Source organism: Erythrobacter sp. EC-HK427, from assembly GCF_902498745.1.
Taxonomy (GTDB): Bacteria; Pseudomonadota; Alphaproteobacteria; order Sphingomonadales; family Sphingomonadaceae; genus Alteraurantiacibacter.
The window spans coordinates 2,913,315-2,929,686 of the sequence record NZ_LR701479.1; the positions used below are offsets into that span (position 1 = coordinate 2,913,315).

The window sequence follows — 16,372 nt, forward strand, 5'->3', positions numbered from 1 at the left end:
AATCCTTCGACAAGCTCAGGATGAGCGGAGTTAGTGGAGACTTTCCCAGGCCGCCACAAACGCATCCAGCTCTTCCGGCGTGGTGCTCCAGCCGAGCGAAACGCGGATCGTGCGGGCGGCCGTCGCGTCATCCACCCCGAAAGCGTGCAGGACGCGGCTTTTCTTGAGCGTGCCGGACGAACACGCACTGCCCGCCGAGACCGCAAATCCCATCGCGTCGAGCCGGATCAGAAGGGCCTGCGCGGACATGGTGGGGTGGGTGAGCGGGATGATGTAATCAACCTGCTCGCCGATGCGCAGAATACGCTCGCCCAGTCGCGCACGAAACGCAGCACGCTGCTCTGCAGTGGTCGCCCAATCCCCCGCTTCGAGCGCCGCTGCCATGCCCATGATATCCGGCAGATTTTCGGTGCCCCGACGATAACCGCGTTCGTGGCCGCCATACGGGGTGAGCAGCGCAAAATCCCTGACAAGGAGCGCGCCAACGCCAATCGGGCCGCCAAACTTGTGGGCAGAGACGATTGCCATATCGCTAGGCGGAAGCGCGATCTTGCCCGCACTTTGCGCGCAATCGGCTAGCAATATGCCGCCTCGCGAAGCAATCAGCTGCGAAAGACGCTGATGGTCTTGCAGGGTGCCAGTCTCCGAATTGACGTGCTGCACCGCGATCAGCGCTGGCTGCAGATAGTAATCGCTTGTGTTCTCGATGCTCAGCGGGTTCCCCGCTTCCAACTGCGCGTATTGCACGCTGCCGTCTTGGCCGACCGACAGTGTCATATCGCCATAATTGCGAGCGAGGTTGATGAGGCAGTCATGCTCGACCGCGCTGACATACTCGCTCGCCTGTTTGCCCGCGTCATAGGCCAGCCGCGCGCTCTCACTCGCCCCGCTCGTAAAGATGAGTTCGCCGTCCCAGCCGAGCGCCCGCTTGCACCGCTCCCGCGCATCTTCCAGCGCAGCCTTCGCCTTGCGGCCCTCGGCGTGCGGGCTAGACGGGTTCGCCCAGATGGCGAAGCCCTCCTCCATCGCCGCCTTCGCCTCCGGGCGCAGCGGGCTGGTGGCGGCGTGATCGAGATAGATGCGGCCCATCTCAGAACAGGCGGGCGAGAATGATTGCGATTTGGCGCATGATGCCTATATAGCCGCGCACTTGCGCAGCGCCAGCCGCCGTGCGCACCCACCATTTTTGCCAAGGCCACACAAGCCCATGCCGCACGTCATTTTCCCCGGCCCCGAAGGCCGCCTTGAAGGTCGTTTCTCCCCCGGCCCGCGTCCGCGCGCGCCCGTCGCCATGATCCTTCACCCGCATTCGCAGGGCGGCGGCACGATGAATGACCGGATCGTGCAGAAGCTCTACAAGACCTTCGTCGATCGCGGCTTTGCCACCTTGCGCTTCAACTTTCGCGGCGTGGGCCGCTCGCAAGGGTCATTCGACAATGGTATTGGCGAGCTCTCCGATGCGGCAAGCGCACTCGACTGGGTGCAGCAGATCCATCCCGAAGCGCAGGTAACGTGGGTCGCAGGCGTATCCTTCGGCGCGCTGATCGGGATGCAACTGCTGATGCGCCGCCCGGAAATCCGCGGCTTCATCTCGGTAGCGCCGCCTGCGAATATGTACGACTTCAGCTTCCTCGCCCCCTGCCCTGCCAGCGGCATTTTCATCCAGGGGACGAATGACACGGTGGTGCAGCCGCAATCGGTGGAAAAGCTGGTGGAAAAGCTGCGGACGCAGAAGCACATCACCATCCATCACGACGAGATTCCGCGCGCCAATCACTTCTTTGAAAACGAGCAGGAGGAGCTGATGGCGTCGGTCAACCGTTATCTCGACTTCCGCCTCGATCCGGCCTGCCCGATCACCTGATCGGGCACCGAACCACGCGCACAGTTCCGAATAAACGGTTTCAGGACATCCTCGCGTAACACTGTTACGCGAGGTGACTTGCCATACGCGCTTTCTTACGATAGGTAACAGTATAACATGACTCGCTAAGGAGAGAAGCCATGTCATACGCCAATGCCACCGTCACCCCGGCCCAGCGCGCCAAGGCTGCCACCACCGTTATCGGTATCCACGCGCTGATCGGCGCGGGGCTGATCGCCGGACTTGCGGTCACCACTTTCGAGCCGGTTGAGGAACCGCCAAGCCCAAAGGCTACCATTGTGGTCGAACCGCCGCCCCCAGCCGATCCGCAGGTCGTCGAAGACCCCGTCCCGCAGCCGCGTGACATCATCTATGTGCCGCCGAGCCCCTTCCCGCTCACGCCGAACGATCCGATCCCGACATCGCCCACCATGGCCCCGCCCGGCCCGCCGATCACCAACCCCGGCGAACAGGCAGGCCCGCGCCCCACGGAAACGCCGCGCGCTACACCGTCGCCCACACCGTCCCCCTCGCCCACCATCGCGGCAGTCGCGGCTCGCCCCACCAACGGCCCCGCAGGCTGGATTACGACCGACGATTATCCCGACCGCGATTTGCGGCGCGGCAATGAAGGAACGGGCAGTTATCGCCTCACCATCGGCAGCAATGGCCGGGTCACCGGATGCGAGATGACGCGCACCACCGGGCATAGCGGGCTCGACCGGCAGACCTGCCGCGTCATCCAGCGCGTCGCCCGCTTCACCCCCGCCACCGACACCACCGGCGCACGGGTGGCGGGCAGTTATACCGGCGAAGTCACCTGGCAGATCCCCGAATAGGCCTACTCGGCATTCCCGGCGGCGGCATCGGCGAGCGTTTCGCCATCCGCTGTCGGGAGCAGCCAGATTGCCACATTGACGAACATCACCGCCGCCAGCAGCGCCATCAGCCCCGCATTCTTGCGATTGCCGCGCCGCCATAACGCCACCGCGCCCGCCACCAGCGCCACACCGGCGAGCATGATGATAGAGATAATCACGTCAAACATCCCGTCGCATTAGCGCGCACCGCCGCTTGACGGAAGCGCATTGGTGAGCGACCACTCGGCCCTATGACCACACCATTCGATCACACCCTCACCCGCCGTTCCTTCGTTGGCGCGCTCGGGGCCACGACCGCGCTCACCGTTCTGCCCGGCTGCGCTGCCAGCCAAACCGCGCAGATCGAGCCTGTCACCACCATGATGACCCCTCCTGCCGGGCAAGCGGCGGGCGAGGCGCTGCTGCAAGAATTTGCGTGGAACCTGTTGGAGCATGAGCCCACCCGCGCCAGCAGTCTGGGCGTTGATACCGGCGAACGCGCCGCTTTGCGCAGCCGCCTGCACGATGCGACGCAGGCGGGGCAGGATGCCTATGCCGCAACCCTGCAACGCGATCTGGAGCGCGCGCGGCAATTCCCCAAGGTTGGGCTGGATGCCACCACCCGCACCAGCTTTGCCGTGGTCGAGAGTGCCTATGCCACCGCGGTGGAAGGTTTCGCCCTGCCCTATGGCGATATCCCCGTCGGCAGTTGGCGCACCGCGCCCTATCCCGTCATCCAGAATGTCGGCGCCTATATCGATCTGCCGCGCGCGCTCGATAGCGACCACCCGATCCGCACCGAAGAGGATGCCGAAGCCTATCTTTCCCGCCTCGAAGCCATTCCCGATGTTCTGGCGGGCGAGCTGGAGCGGATGCAGGCGGGCCGCACGATGGGCGTCATCCCGCCCGATTTCCTGCTGACCCGCGCCGATGACCAGATGGAGCGGCAATTGCGCGATGCGATGGCGGGCGGATCGCTGGTGGAATCGCTTGTCCGGCGCACGGCGGAAGCGGGCATTGCCGGTGACTGGCAGGCGCGCGCGGAAGCCATCGTTACCGGCCCTGTCGCCATGCGGCTGGAAAACCAGCTTGCCGAATTGCGCCTGCAACGCGGCATGGCGGGCAGCGCGCCGGGCATGGCTGCGCAGCCAGAAGGCGATGAATGGTATCGGTGGAGCCTCAAATCGAGCACCACCACCACCATGTCGCCAGCCGAAATCCACGAACTTGGCATCGATACGCTGGCCGACATCCATGCCGAGATGGATCCGATCCTGCGCAGCCTCGGCTATACCGAAGGCAATCCGGGCCAGCGGATGATCGAATTGTCGCAGGATGACCGCTTCAAGTTCGCCGAGGGCGATGAGGGCCGCGCGCAGATCATCGATTTCCTCGAAGAACGGATCGAATGGATACGCGGCGAAATGCCCCGCGCGTTCCGCCGCGTGGTCAATCCCGCCGTGCAAGTCCGGCGCATTCCGCCGAACGAGGAACTGGGCGCACCCACCGCCTATGGCGGCGCGCCTGCGGTCGACGGATCACGCCCCGGCACCTTCTGGATCAACCTGCGCACCACCGATCTGCACCGCGCCTATGATCTCGTCACGCTGACGCATCACGAGGCGATTCCGGGCCATGTGTGGGAAGGCGAATATTCGAACCAGTTGCCGCTGATCCGCGCGATCCTTGCCTTCAACGCATTCAGCGAAGGCTGGGCGCTATATAGCGAGCAACTGGCGGACGAGCTGGGCGCCTATGCCGACAATCCCGCCTGGCGCTTGGGCTATCTGCAAGCCGCCGCCTATCGCGCGATCCGGCTGGTGGTCGATACCGGCCTCCATGCCCAAGGCTGGGGCCGCCAGCAGGCGATTGACTATTTCCACACGAACAGCGGAGTGGATATTCCCGAGACAACCAACGAGATCGACCGCTATTGCAGCTGGCCGGGCCAAGCCTGCGGCTACATGGTCGGCAAGCTGGAAATCCTGCGCCAGCGCAGCCGCGCACAGCGCGTGCTGGGCAGCGCCTACGATCTGCGCGATTTCAACATGGCAGTGGTGGAAGGCGGCAACGCGCCCCTTGATGTGATGGGGCAGAATGTCTCGCGCTACATGATCGCCAATGGCGCGCAGATAAGCGCGGGTTAGCGCGCTGTTAACCCTGTTTGCTTAGCCAGAATTAACCAATGGGGCGCAGCTTACCATTTCCCTAACGCGGAAGGAGCGCCCGGTGGAGCTGACATTTCTGGTGATCGCCGCCATGGGCGTGATGCTGCTGGCGCTGTTGCCGCGATCCGAAATCCGCTGGCAGCGCATCGGCTCGCGCGGCGGCGCGGCGATGTTGATCGGGCTCGGCCTGTTCGGCGCGGTGCATTCCGCGCTCGCGCAATCCGTCTGACTGCGCGAGCGCGAAAAACGGATTAGCGGCGCGCCATGCCGCTGACGATAGAGCCGAGGATTCCCCCCAGCCCGCCGCCTTGCGCGCCTTCGCCTTGCCCGGCCTGCCGGGTCATATAGCCGACGACCGCCATGGCGAGGATCGGCAGCATCCGCTTGAGCAGGTTCTCGTCGATCCCGGTCACACCGGCGACTTCGCCTGCAACCGAGCGGCTGACATCGCGGCTGCCGAAGATGCTGCCGAGAATGTCGTTGCCTTGCTCTACTGGCGTCGGTTGCGGAGCCAGCACCGCTTCGAGCAGACCGCCGCCAAGGCCACCGCCAGAGGCTCCGCCACCCAGAACCGAGCCGAGCACGCCGCCCAGCCCGCCGAGCGGATCGGAACCGCCGCCTGCGGTGGAGCTACGCCCCATCCCCGCGACAATCGCCGGAAGCAAAGCGCCTGCGCCCATGCGCGCGGTCGCTTCGTCGATGTTCAGCTCGCGCGCCATGCTTTCGATGACGCCCGTCTGCTGGAGGATTTGTGCAAGGCTCATCCTCAGCTACGCCCGAAGAAGCCCTTGGCCATATCCGCGATGTCGTTCAGCGGATTGCCGTCGCCATCCTTGTCCACCATCGAGGCGAAGTTGCTCAGCGAGCCTTCGCCGCCAATCGCATCGCGGATCTGGTTGAGGATGCCTGCATCCATGCCGGTGCGCTCTGCCGCCAGCTCGATGGTGTCACCTTCCTGCTGGTGCGATTCGCCCAGCGCCGCCACGGCGCGCGCTGCATCGGCGGGATCAATGCCCAGCTTTTCCGCCATGTTGGTGACGGTGGGGTTGTTGGTGACGTGGCCGAGAATCTGGTCGAAAATACTCATGGAAATCGCTCCTTGGAATGGCGTTGTGTGCTGGCGCGAAAGGACGCTTCGCAGCCTGCGGAGTCAAGTAAAACAAGGTGAAACCTATATGACTCAGGGGCAGACTGTTTTGGCCAGACGTACAAAAGTTCGGGCCCCGCTCCGCACCGGATTTCTCCGGCACGGGCGGGGCCTCCTCTCCAACTCTACAGCAGGCTTGGCTTAGGCCGCCTGCGGCGCCGCACCGCGCACCCCGTCATCGACATGGGCGGCAAAGGGCGCGAAATTGTCCACGAAAAGCTGCACCAGCTTTTGCGCCGCCGCATCGTAGGCTGCGCCATCGGCCCAGGTGCTGCGCGGATCGAGAATTGTCTGGTCAATCCCCGCCTCTGCCAAGGCTGGCACGCTGGCGGGCACGTCAAAGCCGAAATTGGCATCCTTGCGGTATTCCACCGCGTCCATTTTGCCGTCGAGAGCGGCGTTGAGCAGCGCGCGCGTCGCCTTGATCGGCATCCTGCTGCCGACGCCATATTTGCCGCCCGTCCAGCCGGTGTTGAGCAGCCAGCACTGCACCCCGCCCTTGGCAATCCGCTCTTTCAGCAAATTGCCGTAGACCGAGGGGTGGCGCGGCATGAAGGGCGCGCCGAAGCAGGTGCTGAAGGTCGCCTGCGGCTCGGTCACGCCGATTTCGGTGCCCGCGACCTTCGCGGTGTAGCCCGAGAGGAAGTGATACATCGCCTGATCGGGAGTGAGCCGCGCAATCGGGGGCAGCACGCCAAAAGCATCGGCGGTCAGCATCACCACATGGCTCGGCACCGGGCCAAGATTGTGCTTGCTGGTGTTGGGAATGAAATCGATGGGGTAAGCGCCGCGGCTGTTTTCGGCGAGCGAGGCGTCGTCGAAATCGAGTTCGCGCGTGTCTGCGTCCATCACCACATTTTCCAGCACCGTGCCGAACATCCGCGTGGTGGCGTAGATTTCCGGCTCTGCCTCTGCGGACAGGCGGATCATCTTGGCGTAGCAGCCGCCTTCGAAATTGAACACCGACTGGTCGCTCCAGCCGTGTTCGTCATCGCCGATCAGCGTGCGGCTGGCGTCGGCGGAAAGCGTTGTCTTGCCCGTGCCCGACAGGCCGAAGAAAACCGCCGTCTTGCCGTCTGCTCCGGTATTGGCCGAACAGTGCATCGGCATTACTCCCTTGGCGGGGAGCAGGTAATTGAGAATGCCGAACACGCCCTTTTTCATCTCGCCCGCATAACGCGTGCCGCCGATCAGGATCAGCTTCTCGGTGAAGTTCACCGCCACCACCGTTTCGCTCCGCGTGCCGTGGCGTGCGGGATCGGCCTGGAAGCTCGGCAGATCGATGACGGTATATTCGGGCGTGAAGCCCTCCAGCTCGTCCGCCGTCGGGCGGCACAGCATCGTGCGGATAAACTGGTTGTGCCAGGCTAGTTCGTTGATGACGCGCACATTTACGCGGTGTTCGGGCTGCGAGCCGCCGAACAGATCGGCGACATAGAGCGTATCCCTCGCCGCCAGCGCCGCCATGAAGTCGGCTTTAAGCGCGGCGAAGTGTTCGGGATTCATCGAGGCGTTATTATCCCACCACACGGTGCTTTCGGTCTCGGCATCGCGGACGATGAACTTGTCCTTCGCGCTGCGGCCGGTGTGCTTGCCGGTTTCGACCACCAGCGGCCCGTGCTTGGCCAGTCGGCCTTCGCCATTGGCAATCGCGTGCTCCACCAGCGCGGGCGTGCCCAGATTAGCGTGGATGGTGGCGTTGGTGACAATGCCCTGCGCGGACAAGGGAACACTCAGCGAAGCGGACACAGGCCTATCCTCTCAATTACGCGTCTGGCGCGGCAGAATGCGCCGATGGAGCTGCTGCGGCCCCGTGAAAAACAGGGCCAACGCATACGAATGCGTAACAGCTTTGACGCGCCCCTTAGTGGCGACAAAAGCGCGCGTCAAATCCCTGTGGTTAACCTCTCGCCATGTTATCGTTCACAACGCGCCCAAGCGGCTTTCTCCAGCGGTCTTTTTGCGCTTAAGTTGTGCAAAAGCGCGCAAATGGTTAGGCCTTGCGGGGAGAGAAAAAGGCAATAGGTGATGCAGGCGGATAGCGAACAAGCACACGGCACGGCGGGTGGCCGGACAAGCGATGCCCAGCGCGTGGTCGCTCTGGTGGATGATGATCGCAACATCCTGACCACCTTGTCCATCGCCTTGCAGGCGGAAGGCTATGCCACGCGCGTCTATTCCGATGGCGAGGCCGCGTTGGATGCGCTGCTCAGCAATCCGCCCGATCTGGCCGTGTTCGATATCAAGATGCCGCGCATGGACGGGATGGAACTGCTGCAACGCCTGCGCGAGAAATCCGATCTGCCGGTCATCTTCCTTACCAGCAAGGATCAGGAAGAGGACGAGGAAGCGGGCCTTGCCATGGGCGCGGATGATTATATCGCCAAGCCGTTCAGCCAGCGGCTGCTGCTCGCCCGCATCCGCGCAATCCTGCGCCGCGCCGCGCCGCTGGAGGAAGGACAGGAGGCAGACGCACCGGCTTCCGGCAGCGAAGGCGGGCTGATTATGCGCGGTCGCCTCAGCATGGACCCGGCGCGGCATCAGGTAACATGGGACAATAAGCCGGTCAGCCTGACCGTCACCGAATTCCTGATTCTCGAAGCCCTCGCCCAGCGCCCCGGCGTTATCAAAAGCCGCAACCAGCTGATGGATGCCGCCTATCCCGACGATATTTTCGTCGATGATCGCACGGTTGATTCGCACATCAAGCGGCTGCGGCGCAAATTCCGCGCGGCGGACCGTGAATTCGGCGCGATCGAGACACTTTACGGCGCGGGCTACAGCTTTTCCGATGGCTAAGCCCCATGGCTGAGGAGGCGGGGCCGGGAAGCAGGCTCGACCGGATAACCATGCCGGTGGGCAAATCGCTGACCAAGCGGATTCTGGCGGTGAACCTGATCCCGCTGCTGGTGCTGGCGGGGAGCCTGTTTTTCCTCGATTCCTACCGCCGTCAATTGCTCGACGAGCGGTTCAAGCTCGCCCGCATCGAAGCGCAGATCACCGCCGAAGCGCTGGCGGGTGCGACCACCGAACGGCAGGAAGCGCTGCTCAGCCAGATCGGGCGCGAACAGTCGATGCGGCTGCGGATGTATGATGCCGAGGGCAAGCTGATCGCGGACAGTTTCGCCCTTGCCGCGCCCAGCTTTGCCTTTGACGATCCGGTGGCCGAACCCTTCTTCGAAGACCTCGCCCGCTGGACGGACAATGCGGTGAACATCGTCACCGGCGCGCCGTCCGCCCCGCGCTATGTCGAACCCGAAAGCACCGATGCGGAGGCCTGGCCCGAACTTGTGCGGGTGCGGCAGCAGGGGCTCAGCCAGATCGAATTGCGCCGCGCGCCCGATGATACGCCGGTCATCAACGCTGCTGCGCCGGTGGGCCTCAACGGCGCAGCGCTGCTCACCACCCGCAACGCGACCGACATCACGCAGGCGGTGCGCAATGCGCGTTCCAGCCTGATGACGATCATCCTGCTGGCGCTTTTCCTGTCGACGATCCTCTCGCTCTATCTCGCATCGACGATTATCGAGCCGCTGCGCCGCCTCGTCAGCGCCACGCAGCGCGTGCGGCTGGGGCGCGAGCGCGATATCGAAGTGCCGCGGATGCAGGAGCGCGGGGACGAGATTGGCCTGCTCGCCCGCGCCGTCTCCGATATGACCGCCACGCTACGCCACCGCATCGACGCGGTGGAGAGCTTCGCCGCCGATGTCGCACATGAAATCAAAAACCCGCTCGCTTCGCTGCGCAGCGCCACCGAATCGATGCCCAAGATCGACGATCCGGAGCTGCGCGCGCAGCTCGTCGATATCGCCGCGCATGATGTGCGCCGCATCGACCGGCTGGTGAGCGAAATTTCCGAGGCCAGCCGCATCGATGCCGAACTCAGCCGCGCCATCTTCGAACAGGTGGACATGACCGAGCTGTTCTCCAACGTCGTCGCGCGCAAGCTGGAGCGCGGCGAAACGCGCGGCTGCACCATCGAAATCGAACCTGACGGCTTGCCCGCCACGGTGATGGGCGTGCCGATCCGTTTGGAGCGGGTGGCGGAAAACCTGATCGACAATGCCGTCTCTTTTTCCCCCCAAGGCGGGCGGATCGTGATTTCGGTGACCAATGCCGAAGGGCGGGTGGAAGTGCGGGTCAGCGATCAGGGGCCGGGCATTCCTGTGGACGAGCGCGAGAAGGTATTCCGCCGCTTCCACTCGCACCGCCCCGAAAACGAAAGTTTCGGCAACCATTCGGGCCTCGGCCTTGCCATTGGCCGCACAATTGCCGAAGCGCATGACGGCACGCTGCGGGTGGAGGATGCTCCGCCATTCCTCGGCGGCGCGTGCCTGGTGCTGGAATTGCCCGCCGCCAAACCGGCACCGCGCAAGGGAGAATAGCAAGCCGATGAGCGAACTTATGGCCAATGTCAGCTGCGTCGCCATGCGCGGGCGCGGCGTTCTGATTACCGGTGCGCCGGGCAGCGGCAAATCGAGCCTGGCGCTCGCCCTGCTTGATCGCGGCGGAGAGCTGGTGGGGGATGACGGCGTGCGGCTGGCGTGGGACGCCAAGGCCGGATGCGTCCGCGCCGCACCGCCGCCCAACACCGAAGGCCTGATCGAAATCCGCAATGTCGGCCTGCTCGAAGTACCCTCCGCCAGCGCGCCCATCGCTATCGTGATCCATCTCACCAAGGATGCCGAGCGGCTGCCTCTGGGCACCGGCCATTCGCTGCTGATCGGGCACGAAGTGCCGCAGGTTGACCTGTATCCCGACACTCCCGTTCTGCCGCTGCGCGCCGAAGCCGCGCTGGAAATCCACGGGCTGGTTTTCGATTCCGCCTTCGATACCGCATAAGGAAGGACTTCACATTTGCGCGCGATGGGCGCAAAGCGCACCGGCATGGTCGAGACCTCTACCCCGCCCCCTGCTCCTCCCTCGCCATCCGCCGCGCGCCGCCAGCGCATTCTGCTGGTGACGGGAATGCTGGGCGCAGGCAAGACGACCGCCCTGCGCGAGCTGGAAGATCTGGGCTGGGAATCGATCGACAATTTCCCCGTCCGCCTGCTCGACCGGTTGGTCGGCAAAGACACCGAACCCTTCTCGCTCGCCATCGGCTTTGATTGCCGCACGCGCGGCTTCGTGCCCGATGATGTCATCGCGCGGATGAAGAAGTGGGTGGAAAGCGATTCGGTCGCCATCACCACCCTGTTCCTCGATTGCGCGGGGCATGAACTGGAACGCCGCTTCAACGAAACGCGGCGGCGGCACTTCCTCGCACAGGATATGCCGGTGGCGAATGGCATCGCGGCAGAGCGCGAGCTGCTCAGCCCGTTGCGCCGCTGGGCCGATGTGCTGATCGACACCACCGACTTCACCACCAATGATCTGAAGCAGACGATCCGCGCCCAATTCGCGCAGACCGCGCCCAAGGAAATGACCGTCACCGTCTCCAGCTTCGGCTTTTCGCGCGGCACCCCGCCCACCGCCGATCTGGTGTTCGATATGCGCTTTCTCGACAATCCGCATTGGCAGCCAGACCTGCGCGCGCAGACGGGGCTGGATGCACCGGTTGGAGAATTTATCGAGCAAAGCGCGGTATTTGCCTCAACTTTCGAGAAAATCCGCAGCTTGCTGCTCGAATTGCTGCCGCGCTATGCGGAACAGGGCAAGGCCTATGTGAACATCGCCTTCGGCTGTACCGGCGGGAGACACCGCAGCGTTTACACGGCCGAGAAGATGGCTCAGGTCTTGCGCGACGGTGGCTTTTCGCCCACGGTCTTGCATCGCAATCTGGCATCGCGAGCGGCAGAACTGGTAGAAGGCACGCAGCAGAAATGACCGGGACGCACTCCCCCCAAACAAACTTTAAGGCCGCGTGCTGGCAATGATCGGCATTATCCTTGTGACGCACGGCCGCTTGGCCGATGAATTTGTCGCCGCCATGGAACACGTGGTGGGCCAGCAGGATGATGTGGCAACAATCTGCATCGGCCCGAATGACGATATGGAAGTTCGGCGCAGCGAAATCGCCTCCGCCATCGCGCGCGTCGATAGCGGCATGGGCGCGATCTTGCTGACCGATTTGTTCGGCGGCACGCCCTCCAATCTCGCCATTTCGCTGCTCGATCCGGGCAAGACCGAAGTGATTGCGGGCATCAATCTGCCGATGTTGATCCGGCTGGCCGGCGCGCGCAAGGAGATGACGCTGGGCGAAGCGGCGGAGGCCGCGCGCACGGCGGGCCGCAATTACATCACCCTCGCCTCCGAATTTCTCGGGCAGCACGCATGAGCAGCCCGGGCAAGGAGGTGCTGATCGTCAACAAGCGCGGCCTGCACGCCCGCGCCAGCGCCAAATTCGTCGCCACCACCGCCGCGATGGAAAATTGCACGGTGAAAGTGGCGAAGGACGGGAACGAGGCGCTGGGCACCTCCATCCTCGGCCTGATGATGCTCGGCGCGGCCAAGGGTGATACGATCACGCTGAGCGTTGAAGGCGAAGCGGCAGAGGCGCGGCTGGCCGAGCTGGTGGCGCTGGTCGAGGCCGGTTTCGGCGAGGAATAAGTCCCTCGCCATGCGCAAACACATCACCGGCTATTCCAACCCCACGGTCAAGTATCTGCGGAGCTTGCGCGACAAGAAATATCGCAAGCGCGAGGGCAAGTTTCTCGCCGAAGGCCTGCGGCTGCTGACCGATGCGCGCGAATGCGGGCGCATTCCGGAAGTGCTGGTGATGGCCGAAAAGCGCGATCCCCACCCGCTGCTTGACGCTTTGGAGGCGGCAGTAGCGGCGGCGGGCGGCGAAGTGATCGAAACCCCGCCCGACATTCTCGGCAAGATTACCGGCAAGGACAATCCGCAAAGCGTGGCCGGCGTGTTTGCGGAGTTTGATACATCGCTTGGCCAGCTGGACCGCAATGCCGCGCCGATCTGGCTGGTGGCGCAGGCGTTGCGTGATCCGGGCAATCTCGGCACCATGCTGCGCACCGGCGACGCGATTGGCGCGGGCGGGCTGCTTCTTATCGACGATTGCGCCGATCCGTTCAGCGTCGAGGCCGTGCGCGCGAGCATGGGCGCGGTGTTCACGCAGGCGATTGCGCAGGCGCGGTGGGAGGAGTTCTTGCCGTGGCTGCGTGGTGGAGCGGGACAGCTGGTCGCAGCGTCCCTACGCGACGCAGTGCCCTATCGCGGCGCACCCTATGCCAGCCCGTGCTTCGTGATGGTCGGCAACGAATCGCAAGGCCTGCCCGAAGCCTATGAGGCGGCGTGCGATTTGCGGGTAACGATGCCGATGAAAGGCCGCGCGGATTCGCTCAACGCTGCGGTAGCGGCAGCGGTGCTGGGGTATGAGGTGCTGGCGAGTCTAAATTAGACCTCTTCATCGGCTCCGCTGTCTGCAAAGTTGGCTAAGACACGAGGATTGTGTCCAATTGGCAGGGCTTCGGTAAGGTCTTGTGCACTTGTATCGACGTTGAGCTGTTCAAACCGTTCTCCTCGGACACGCAAACGCCCGTCGAAGCTCGTCACCAGCGCATCAAAGTGTTGGTTTGTCGAGTAAATGCTTTTCCTCAGCCTTGATAGATGTCCCGCCACAACTCCAAGTTGATCGTAAATCTCCTTGCCAAGTTTGGCAATTTCCATTGCGTCTGCCTGAACTCCCGCCTGACGCCAAATTGTCGAGACAGTAAGGGCGATCGACATAAAATTGAGGGGACTTGACAATACAATTTGTCTTTTAAGCGCATAATCGAGAAGTCCGCTGTCTTGTGTTAACGCTGCATACAAAACGTGTTCGCCTGGAACGAACATCACAACGAAATCCGCAGAGCCATCTACAGAGTCCTGATAGCGCTTCACTGAAAGCGCATCGATATGAGTGCGAAGCTCTCGAGCGTGGGCTTTCAGAAGCGTTTGTCGCTCTTCTTCGGTATCAGCCTCGTTGGCAGATCGATAAGTGTTGAATACGTTCTTAACATCGACAACGAGCTTCCGACCGCCTGGAATGTTGATTATAGCGTCTGGACGTAGATCATTTCCGTCTGCATTTTTGACGTTCACCTCACGTCGAAAATCAGTGCGATCAGTGAGTCCGCAGCTTTCAAGAAGATTTTCCAACTGGAGTTCACCCCAGTCCCCTCTTGCCTTTGTAGCACCCTGTAAAGTAGTTGTAATGCGATTGGCACCATCGATAACTTCGCGCTGTCCTGCCTTTACTTCTCCGATCACTCCTTGGAGTTGATGCCAAGCTTCGCTACGGCCTTTCTCTAGTTCTTCGACACGCTTACGATAATCTTCCAGTGTGCGGCTAATCGGTTCAGCCTTCTTTTCGAGTTCCGCGAGGCTCTCCTTGTTCAGACTAGCAAGGTGTGCACCTGCACCTTCGAGAAATTTCGATTGCGCACCAGCGAGCATTCGCTCACCAATCTCGTTGAACTTTGCCTGCAGCTTCTCTTCAGCTTCAATGAGCCGCTTAAATTCCCGTTCAAAGTGTTGTTCCCGTTCAAGGTAGCGTTCCTCAAGGGCTTTTTCGCGAGCCGCCGAAGTACTTTTAAAACTGTTGAGCTCGGAAAAAAGCGATGCCTTTTCATCACGGAGAGCGATAAGCGCTAGCTCATTTCGCTCGCGCATTTCACGGAGCTCCTGCTCAAGAGCATCGGCCTTCTCCGCCCGCACGCTCGCGCCTTCCAGCTCGACAATCGCGCGGCGGAACTTCTCGTCCAGCTCCCGCGCCTCGGCATCGCGCGCAGCAAACCGCTCGCGCAATTCGCCCACGGGCCGCGCGCCTACGAACCAACCGAGAGCAGCGGCGAACAGGAGGGCAACGAGAACGAGGACGATTGCTAGTAAATCCATGCGCGGAACATAGCTGGAACGAACGCCGACGCCAAGCCGCTTTCACCAGTAATCCCCCGCCCTACCCCGGCGGCCGCGTTCAAGCCCGTCCAACAAAAAAGGGCCGCTCCGATGGGGCGGCCCTTTGTTTGTTGCAAACGCGCGACCGGGTCACGCAGCTTCGCGCATTTTCTTCAGCTTCTTGAGCGCCATCGAACGCTTCAGGCGGCTGAGGTGGTCGATAAACAGGATGCCGTTCAGATGGTCCATCTCGTGCTGGATGCAGGTGGCGAGCATTCCGGACATTTCTTCCTCGTGCACATTGCCGTCCAAATCCTGATACCGCACGCGGCAGCGCGCGGGGCGCTCCACATCGGCGTAAATATCCGGCACCGACAGGCAGCCTTCCTGATACACGCCCATATCGCGCGAGGGATCGAGAATCTCTGGATTCACGAACACGCGCGGGTCTTTCTTCACCGGCTGATGCGTGTGCGAATGCCCGTCATGATCGCAGGGCACGGGCTCTGCATCGGGGTCTTCTTCCTGCAAGTCGATCACCAGTAGCCGCAGCGGTTCGCCCACCTGGATGGCGGCGAGCCCGATGCCATGCGCGGCATACATCGTCTCGAACATATCATCGACAAGCGTCTTGAGCGCGCCGTCGAAGGTTTCGACGGGCGAGGAGATGATTTTCAGCCGGGGATCCGGCGCTTCTAGGATTTCTCTGATGGCCATGGAACAGTAATAGTCGCCCGAAGGGCGTCCTTCAACTCCCCTCCCGTTTCGGGAGGGGTTGGGGGAGGGAATGTAAGCGAACTGACACGGTGACAGGCCCTCCCCTAGCCCCTCCCGGAGGCGGGAGGGGAACTAACCCAAGGGCCGCCGCGCTCTGAGTGCCTGCGCCAGCGTGCCTTCATCGAGATAGTCGAGCTCGCCGCCCACGGGCAGGCCGTGCGCCAGCTGCGTGATGCGCAAGGGAAAGCCTTCCAGCCGCTCGGCGATATAATGGGCGGTGGTCTGGCCCTCCAGCGTGGCGTTCATCGCTAGCACCACCTCGTCCACCCCGCCCTCGGCTACGCGGCCGAGCAGGCTGTCGATCGCCAGATCTTCGGGCCGCACGCCGTCCAGCGCCGAGAGTCGCCCGCCCAGCACATGATAGCGCCCGGTGAACAGCCGCGCGCGGTCGAGCGCCCAGAGGTCGGCCACGTCCTCCACCACGCAAATGCTTTTCGCATCGCGGCGCGGATCGGCGCAAATGCTGCACGGGTTCTGCGTATCGACATTGCCGCACGTCTCGCATTCGACCAGCTTGTCCTGCACCGCGCCGAGCGCATCCAAGACCTGCTTCAGCGCGGTCTCACGATGCTTGACCAGCCACAACACCGCTCGCCGCGCCGACCGCGGGCCAAGGCCGGGAAGGCGCGCCAATGCGCTGGCGAGGTTTTCGATCTCTTGCGATGCCATGGCCCCGCAGATAGGGCGAAGCGAAGTGAAAGAGAACCCAAAACTCCTC

19 protein-coding genes are annotated in these 16,372 nt (G+C 62.9%); 11 read left to right on the plus strand and 8 right to left on the minus strand.

Features of this window, described 5'->3' with window-relative positions:
* Positions 1-30: 30 nt before the first annotated feature.
* The gene (locus GC121_RS14235; protein ID WP_151975341.1) at positions 31-1,089 is read right to left on the minus strand and encodes a cysteine desulfurase family protein; all 1,059 of its coding nucleotides are present in this window, start codon (positions 1,087-1,089) and stop codon (positions 31-33) included.
* A 118-nt stretch (positions 1,090-1,207) separates the two neighbouring features.
* Between GC121_RS14235 and GC121_RS14240 the strand changes: the two genes are divergently transcribed.
* Together GC121_RS14240 and GC121_RS14245 are read left to right on the plus strand one after the other, a co-directional pair.
* Positions 1,208-1,864, plus strand: a complete 657-nt coding sequence (locus tag GC121_RS14240) for an alpha/beta hydrolase (protein WP_151975342.1) — start codon at positions 1,208-1,210, stop codon at positions 1,862-1,864.
* Between the two features lie 140 nt (positions 1,865-2,004).
* Positions 2,005-2,703, plus strand: coding sequence for an energy transducer TonB (locus GC121_RS14245; protein ID WP_151975343.1), 699 nt, complete (start codon positions 2,005-2,007; stop codon positions 2,701-2,703).
* Positions 2,704-2,705: 2 nt separating this feature from the next.
* Here the strand turns inward: GC121_RS14245 and GC121_RS14250 are convergent, their stop codons facing one another.
* Positions 2,706-2,912 carry a hypothetical protein gene (locus GC121_RS14250; RefSeq protein ID WP_151975344.1) on the minus strand — a complete coding sequence of 69 codons (207 nt, stop codon included), beginning with the start codon at positions 2,910-2,912 and terminating at the stop codon, positions 2,706-2,708.
* A gap of 63 nt (positions 2,913-2,975) precedes the next feature.
* On the opposite strand from GC121_RS14250, the gene GC121_RS14255 reads away from it, so the two are divergent.
* Together GC121_RS14255 and GC121_RS15555 are read left to right on the plus strand one after the other, a co-directional pair.
* The gene (locus GC121_RS14255; RefSeq protein WP_151975345.1) at positions 2,976-4,871 is read left to right on the plus strand and encodes a DUF885 family protein; all 1,896 of its coding nucleotides are present in this window, start codon (positions 2,976-2,978) and stop codon (positions 4,869-4,871) included.
* Between the two features lie 82 nt (positions 4,872-4,953).
* Positions 4,954-5,121 (plus strand): hypothetical protein, encoded by a 168-nt coding sequence (locus tag GC121_RS15555; RefSeq protein ID WP_199857884.1) that lies wholly within the window; start codon positions 4,954-4,956, stop codon positions 5,119-5,121.
* A 22-nt stretch (positions 5,122-5,143) separates the two neighbouring features.
* On the opposite strand, the gene GC121_RS14260 is transcribed toward GC121_RS15555, so the two are convergent.
* The 3 genes from GC121_RS14260 to GC121_RS14270 form a co-directional block, all read right to left on the minus strand.
* Positions 5,144-5,656 carry a DUF937 domain-containing protein gene (locus GC121_RS14260; protein ID WP_151975346.1) on the minus strand — a complete coding sequence of 171 codons (513 nt, stop codon included), beginning with the start codon at positions 5,654-5,656 and terminating at the stop codon, positions 5,144-5,146.
* A 2-nt stretch (positions 5,657-5,658) separates the two neighbouring features.
* Positions 5,659-5,979: a hypothetical protein gene (locus tag GC121_RS14265; protein WP_151975347.1), complete on the minus strand. Its 321-nt coding sequence runs from the start codon at positions 5,977-5,979 to the stop codon at positions 5,659-5,661.
* A gap of 201 nt (positions 5,980-6,180) precedes the next feature.
* Positions 6,181-7,788: a phosphoenolpyruvate carboxykinase gene (locus tag GC121_RS14270; protein ID WP_151975348.1), complete on the minus strand. Its 1,608-nt coding sequence runs from the start codon at positions 7,786-7,788 to the stop codon at positions 6,181-6,183.
* A 279-nt stretch (positions 7,789-8,067) separates the two neighbouring features.
* Here GC121_RS14270 and GC121_RS14275 point away from each other — a divergent pair, with 279 nt between their 5' ends.
* Genes GC121_RS14275 through GC121_RS14305 form a run of 7 tightly spaced genes read left to right on the plus strand, consistent with a single transcriptional unit; the run spans position 8,068 to position 13,396 of the window.
* Positions 8,068-8,838 carry a response regulator transcription factor gene (locus GC121_RS14275; RefSeq protein ID WP_151975349.1) on the plus strand — a complete coding sequence of 257 codons (771 nt, stop codon included), beginning with the start codon at positions 8,068-8,070 and terminating at the stop codon, positions 8,836-8,838.
* A gap of 5 nt (positions 8,839-8,843) precedes the next feature.
* Positions 8,844-10,424, plus strand: a complete 1,581-nt coding sequence (locus GC121_RS14280; protein ID WP_151975350.1) for a stimulus-sensing domain-containing protein — start codon at positions 8,844-8,846, stop codon at positions 10,422-10,424.
* Between the two features lie 7 nt (positions 10,425-10,431).
* A complete protein-coding gene (locus GC121_RS14285) occupies positions 10,432-10,881 on the plus strand; it encodes an HPr kinase/phosphorylase (protein ID WP_151975351.1) in 450 nt (149 codons plus the stop codon).
* A gap of 45 nt (positions 10,882-10,926) precedes the next feature.
* Complete coding sequence (gene rapZ / locus GC121_RS14290; RefSeq protein ID WP_151975760.1) at positions 10,927-11,865, plus strand: RNase adapter RapZ; 939 nt, start codon at positions 10,927-10,929, stop codon at positions 11,863-11,865.
* Positions 11,866-11,911: 46 nt separating this feature from the next.
* Entirely contained in the window at positions 11,912-12,316 is a 405-nt protein-coding gene (locus GC121_RS14295) for a PTS sugar transporter subunit IIA (protein ID WP_151975352.1), read from the plus strand.
* On the plus strand, positions 12,313-12,588 hold the full coding sequence (locus GC121_RS14300; protein WP_151975353.1) for an HPr family phosphocarrier protein: 276 nt from the start codon (positions 12,313-12,315) through the stop codon (positions 12,586-12,588). The genes GC121_RS14295 and GC121_RS14300 overlap by 4 nt, the downstream gene beginning before the upstream one ends.
* 10 nt (positions 12,589-12,598) lie before the next feature.
* Complete coding sequence (locus GC121_RS14305; RefSeq protein ID WP_151975354.1) at positions 12,599-13,396, plus strand: RNA methyltransferase; 798 nt, start codon at positions 12,599-12,601, stop codon at positions 13,394-13,396.
* On the opposite strand, the gene rmuC is transcribed toward GC121_RS14305, so the two are convergent.
* The 3 genes from rmuC to recR all read right to left on the minus strand — a co-directional run bounded on the left by rmuC (position 13,393) and on the right by recR (position 16,323).
* Positions 13,393-14,877, minus strand: coding sequence for a DNA recombination protein RmuC (rmuC, locus tag GC121_RS14310; RefSeq protein ID WP_151975355.1), 1,485 nt, complete (start codon positions 14,875-14,877; stop codon positions 13,393-13,395). The genes GC121_RS14305 and rmuC overlap by 4 nt on opposite strands.
* A gap of 150 nt (positions 14,878-15,027) precedes the next feature.
* On the minus strand, positions 15,028-15,594 hold the full coding sequence (def, locus tag GC121_RS14315; RefSeq protein ID WP_151975356.1) for a peptide deformylase: 567 nt from the start codon (positions 15,592-15,594) through the stop codon (positions 15,028-15,030).
* Between the two features lie 132 nt (positions 15,595-15,726).
* Entirely contained in the window at positions 15,727-16,323 is a 597-nt protein-coding gene (gene recR, locus GC121_RS14320; protein WP_151975357.1) for a recombination mediator RecR, read from the minus strand.
* Between the last annotated feature and the right edge of the window lie 49 nt (positions 16,324-16,372).

Bases quoted from the DNA above. Each gene is read 5' to 3' on its own strand.
- GC121_RS14235 (WP_151975341.1), bottom strand. From the start codon at position 1,089: ATGGGCCGCATCTATCTCGATCACGCCGCCACCAGCCCGCTGCGCCCG.
- GC121_RS14240 (WP_151975342.1), top strand. From the start codon at position 1,208: ATGCCGCACGTCATTTTCCCCGGCCCCGAAGGCCGCCTTGAAGGTCGT.
- GC121_RS14245 (WP_151975343.1), top strand. From the start codon at position 2,005: ATGTCATACGCCAATGCCACCGTCACCCCGGCCCAGCGCGCCAAGGCT.
- GC121_RS14250 (WP_151975344.1), bottom strand. From the start codon at position 2,912: ATGTTTGACGTGATTATCTCTATCATCATGCTCGCCGGTGTGGCGCTG.
- GC121_RS14255 (WP_151975345.1), top strand. From the start codon at position 2,976: ATGACCACACCATTCGATCACACCCTCACCCGCCGTTCCTTCGTTGGC.
- GC121_RS14260 (WP_151975346.1), bottom strand. From the start codon at position 5,656: ATGAGCCTTGCACAAATCCTCCAGCAGACGGGCGTCATCGAAAGCATG.
- GC121_RS14265 (WP_151975347.1), bottom strand. From the start codon at position 5,979: ATGAGTATTTTCGACCAGATTCTCGGCCACGTCACCAACAACCCCACC.
- GC121_RS14275 (WP_151975349.1), top strand. From the start codon at position 8,068: ATGCAGGCGGATAGCGAACAAGCACACGGCACGGCGGGTGGCCGGACA.
- GC121_RS14280 (WP_151975350.1), top strand. From the start codon at position 8,844: ATGGCTGAGGAGGCGGGGCCGGGAAGCAGGCTCGACCGGATAACCATG.
- GC121_RS14285 (WP_151975351.1), top strand. From the start codon at position 10,432: ATGAGCGAACTTATGGCCAATGTCAGCTGCGTCGCCATGCGCGGGCGC.
- rapZ (WP_151975760.1), top strand. From the start codon at position 10,927: ATGGTCGAGACCTCTACCCCGCCCCCTGCTCCTCCCTCGCCATCCGCC.
- GC121_RS14295 (WP_151975352.1), top strand. From the start codon at position 11,912: ATGATCGGCATTATCCTTGTGACGCACGGCCGCTTGGCCGATGAATTT.
- GC121_RS14300 (WP_151975353.1), top strand. From the start codon at position 12,313: ATGAGCAGCCCGGGCAAGGAGGTGCTGATCGTCAACAAGCGCGGCCTG.
- GC121_RS14305 (WP_151975354.1), top strand. From the start codon at position 12,599: ATGCGCAAACACATCACCGGCTATTCCAACCCCACGGTCAAGTATCTG.
- rmuC (WP_151975355.1), bottom strand. From the start codon at position 14,877: ATGGATTTACTAGCAATCGTCCTCGTTCTCGTTGCCCTCCTGTTCGCC.
- def (WP_151975356.1), bottom strand. From the start codon at position 15,594: ATGGCCATCAGAGAAATCCTAGAAGCGCCGGATCCCCGGCTGAAAATC.
- recR (WP_151975357.1), bottom strand. From the start codon at position 16,323: ATGGCATCGCAAGAGATCGAAAACCTCGCCAGCGCATTGGCGCGCCTT.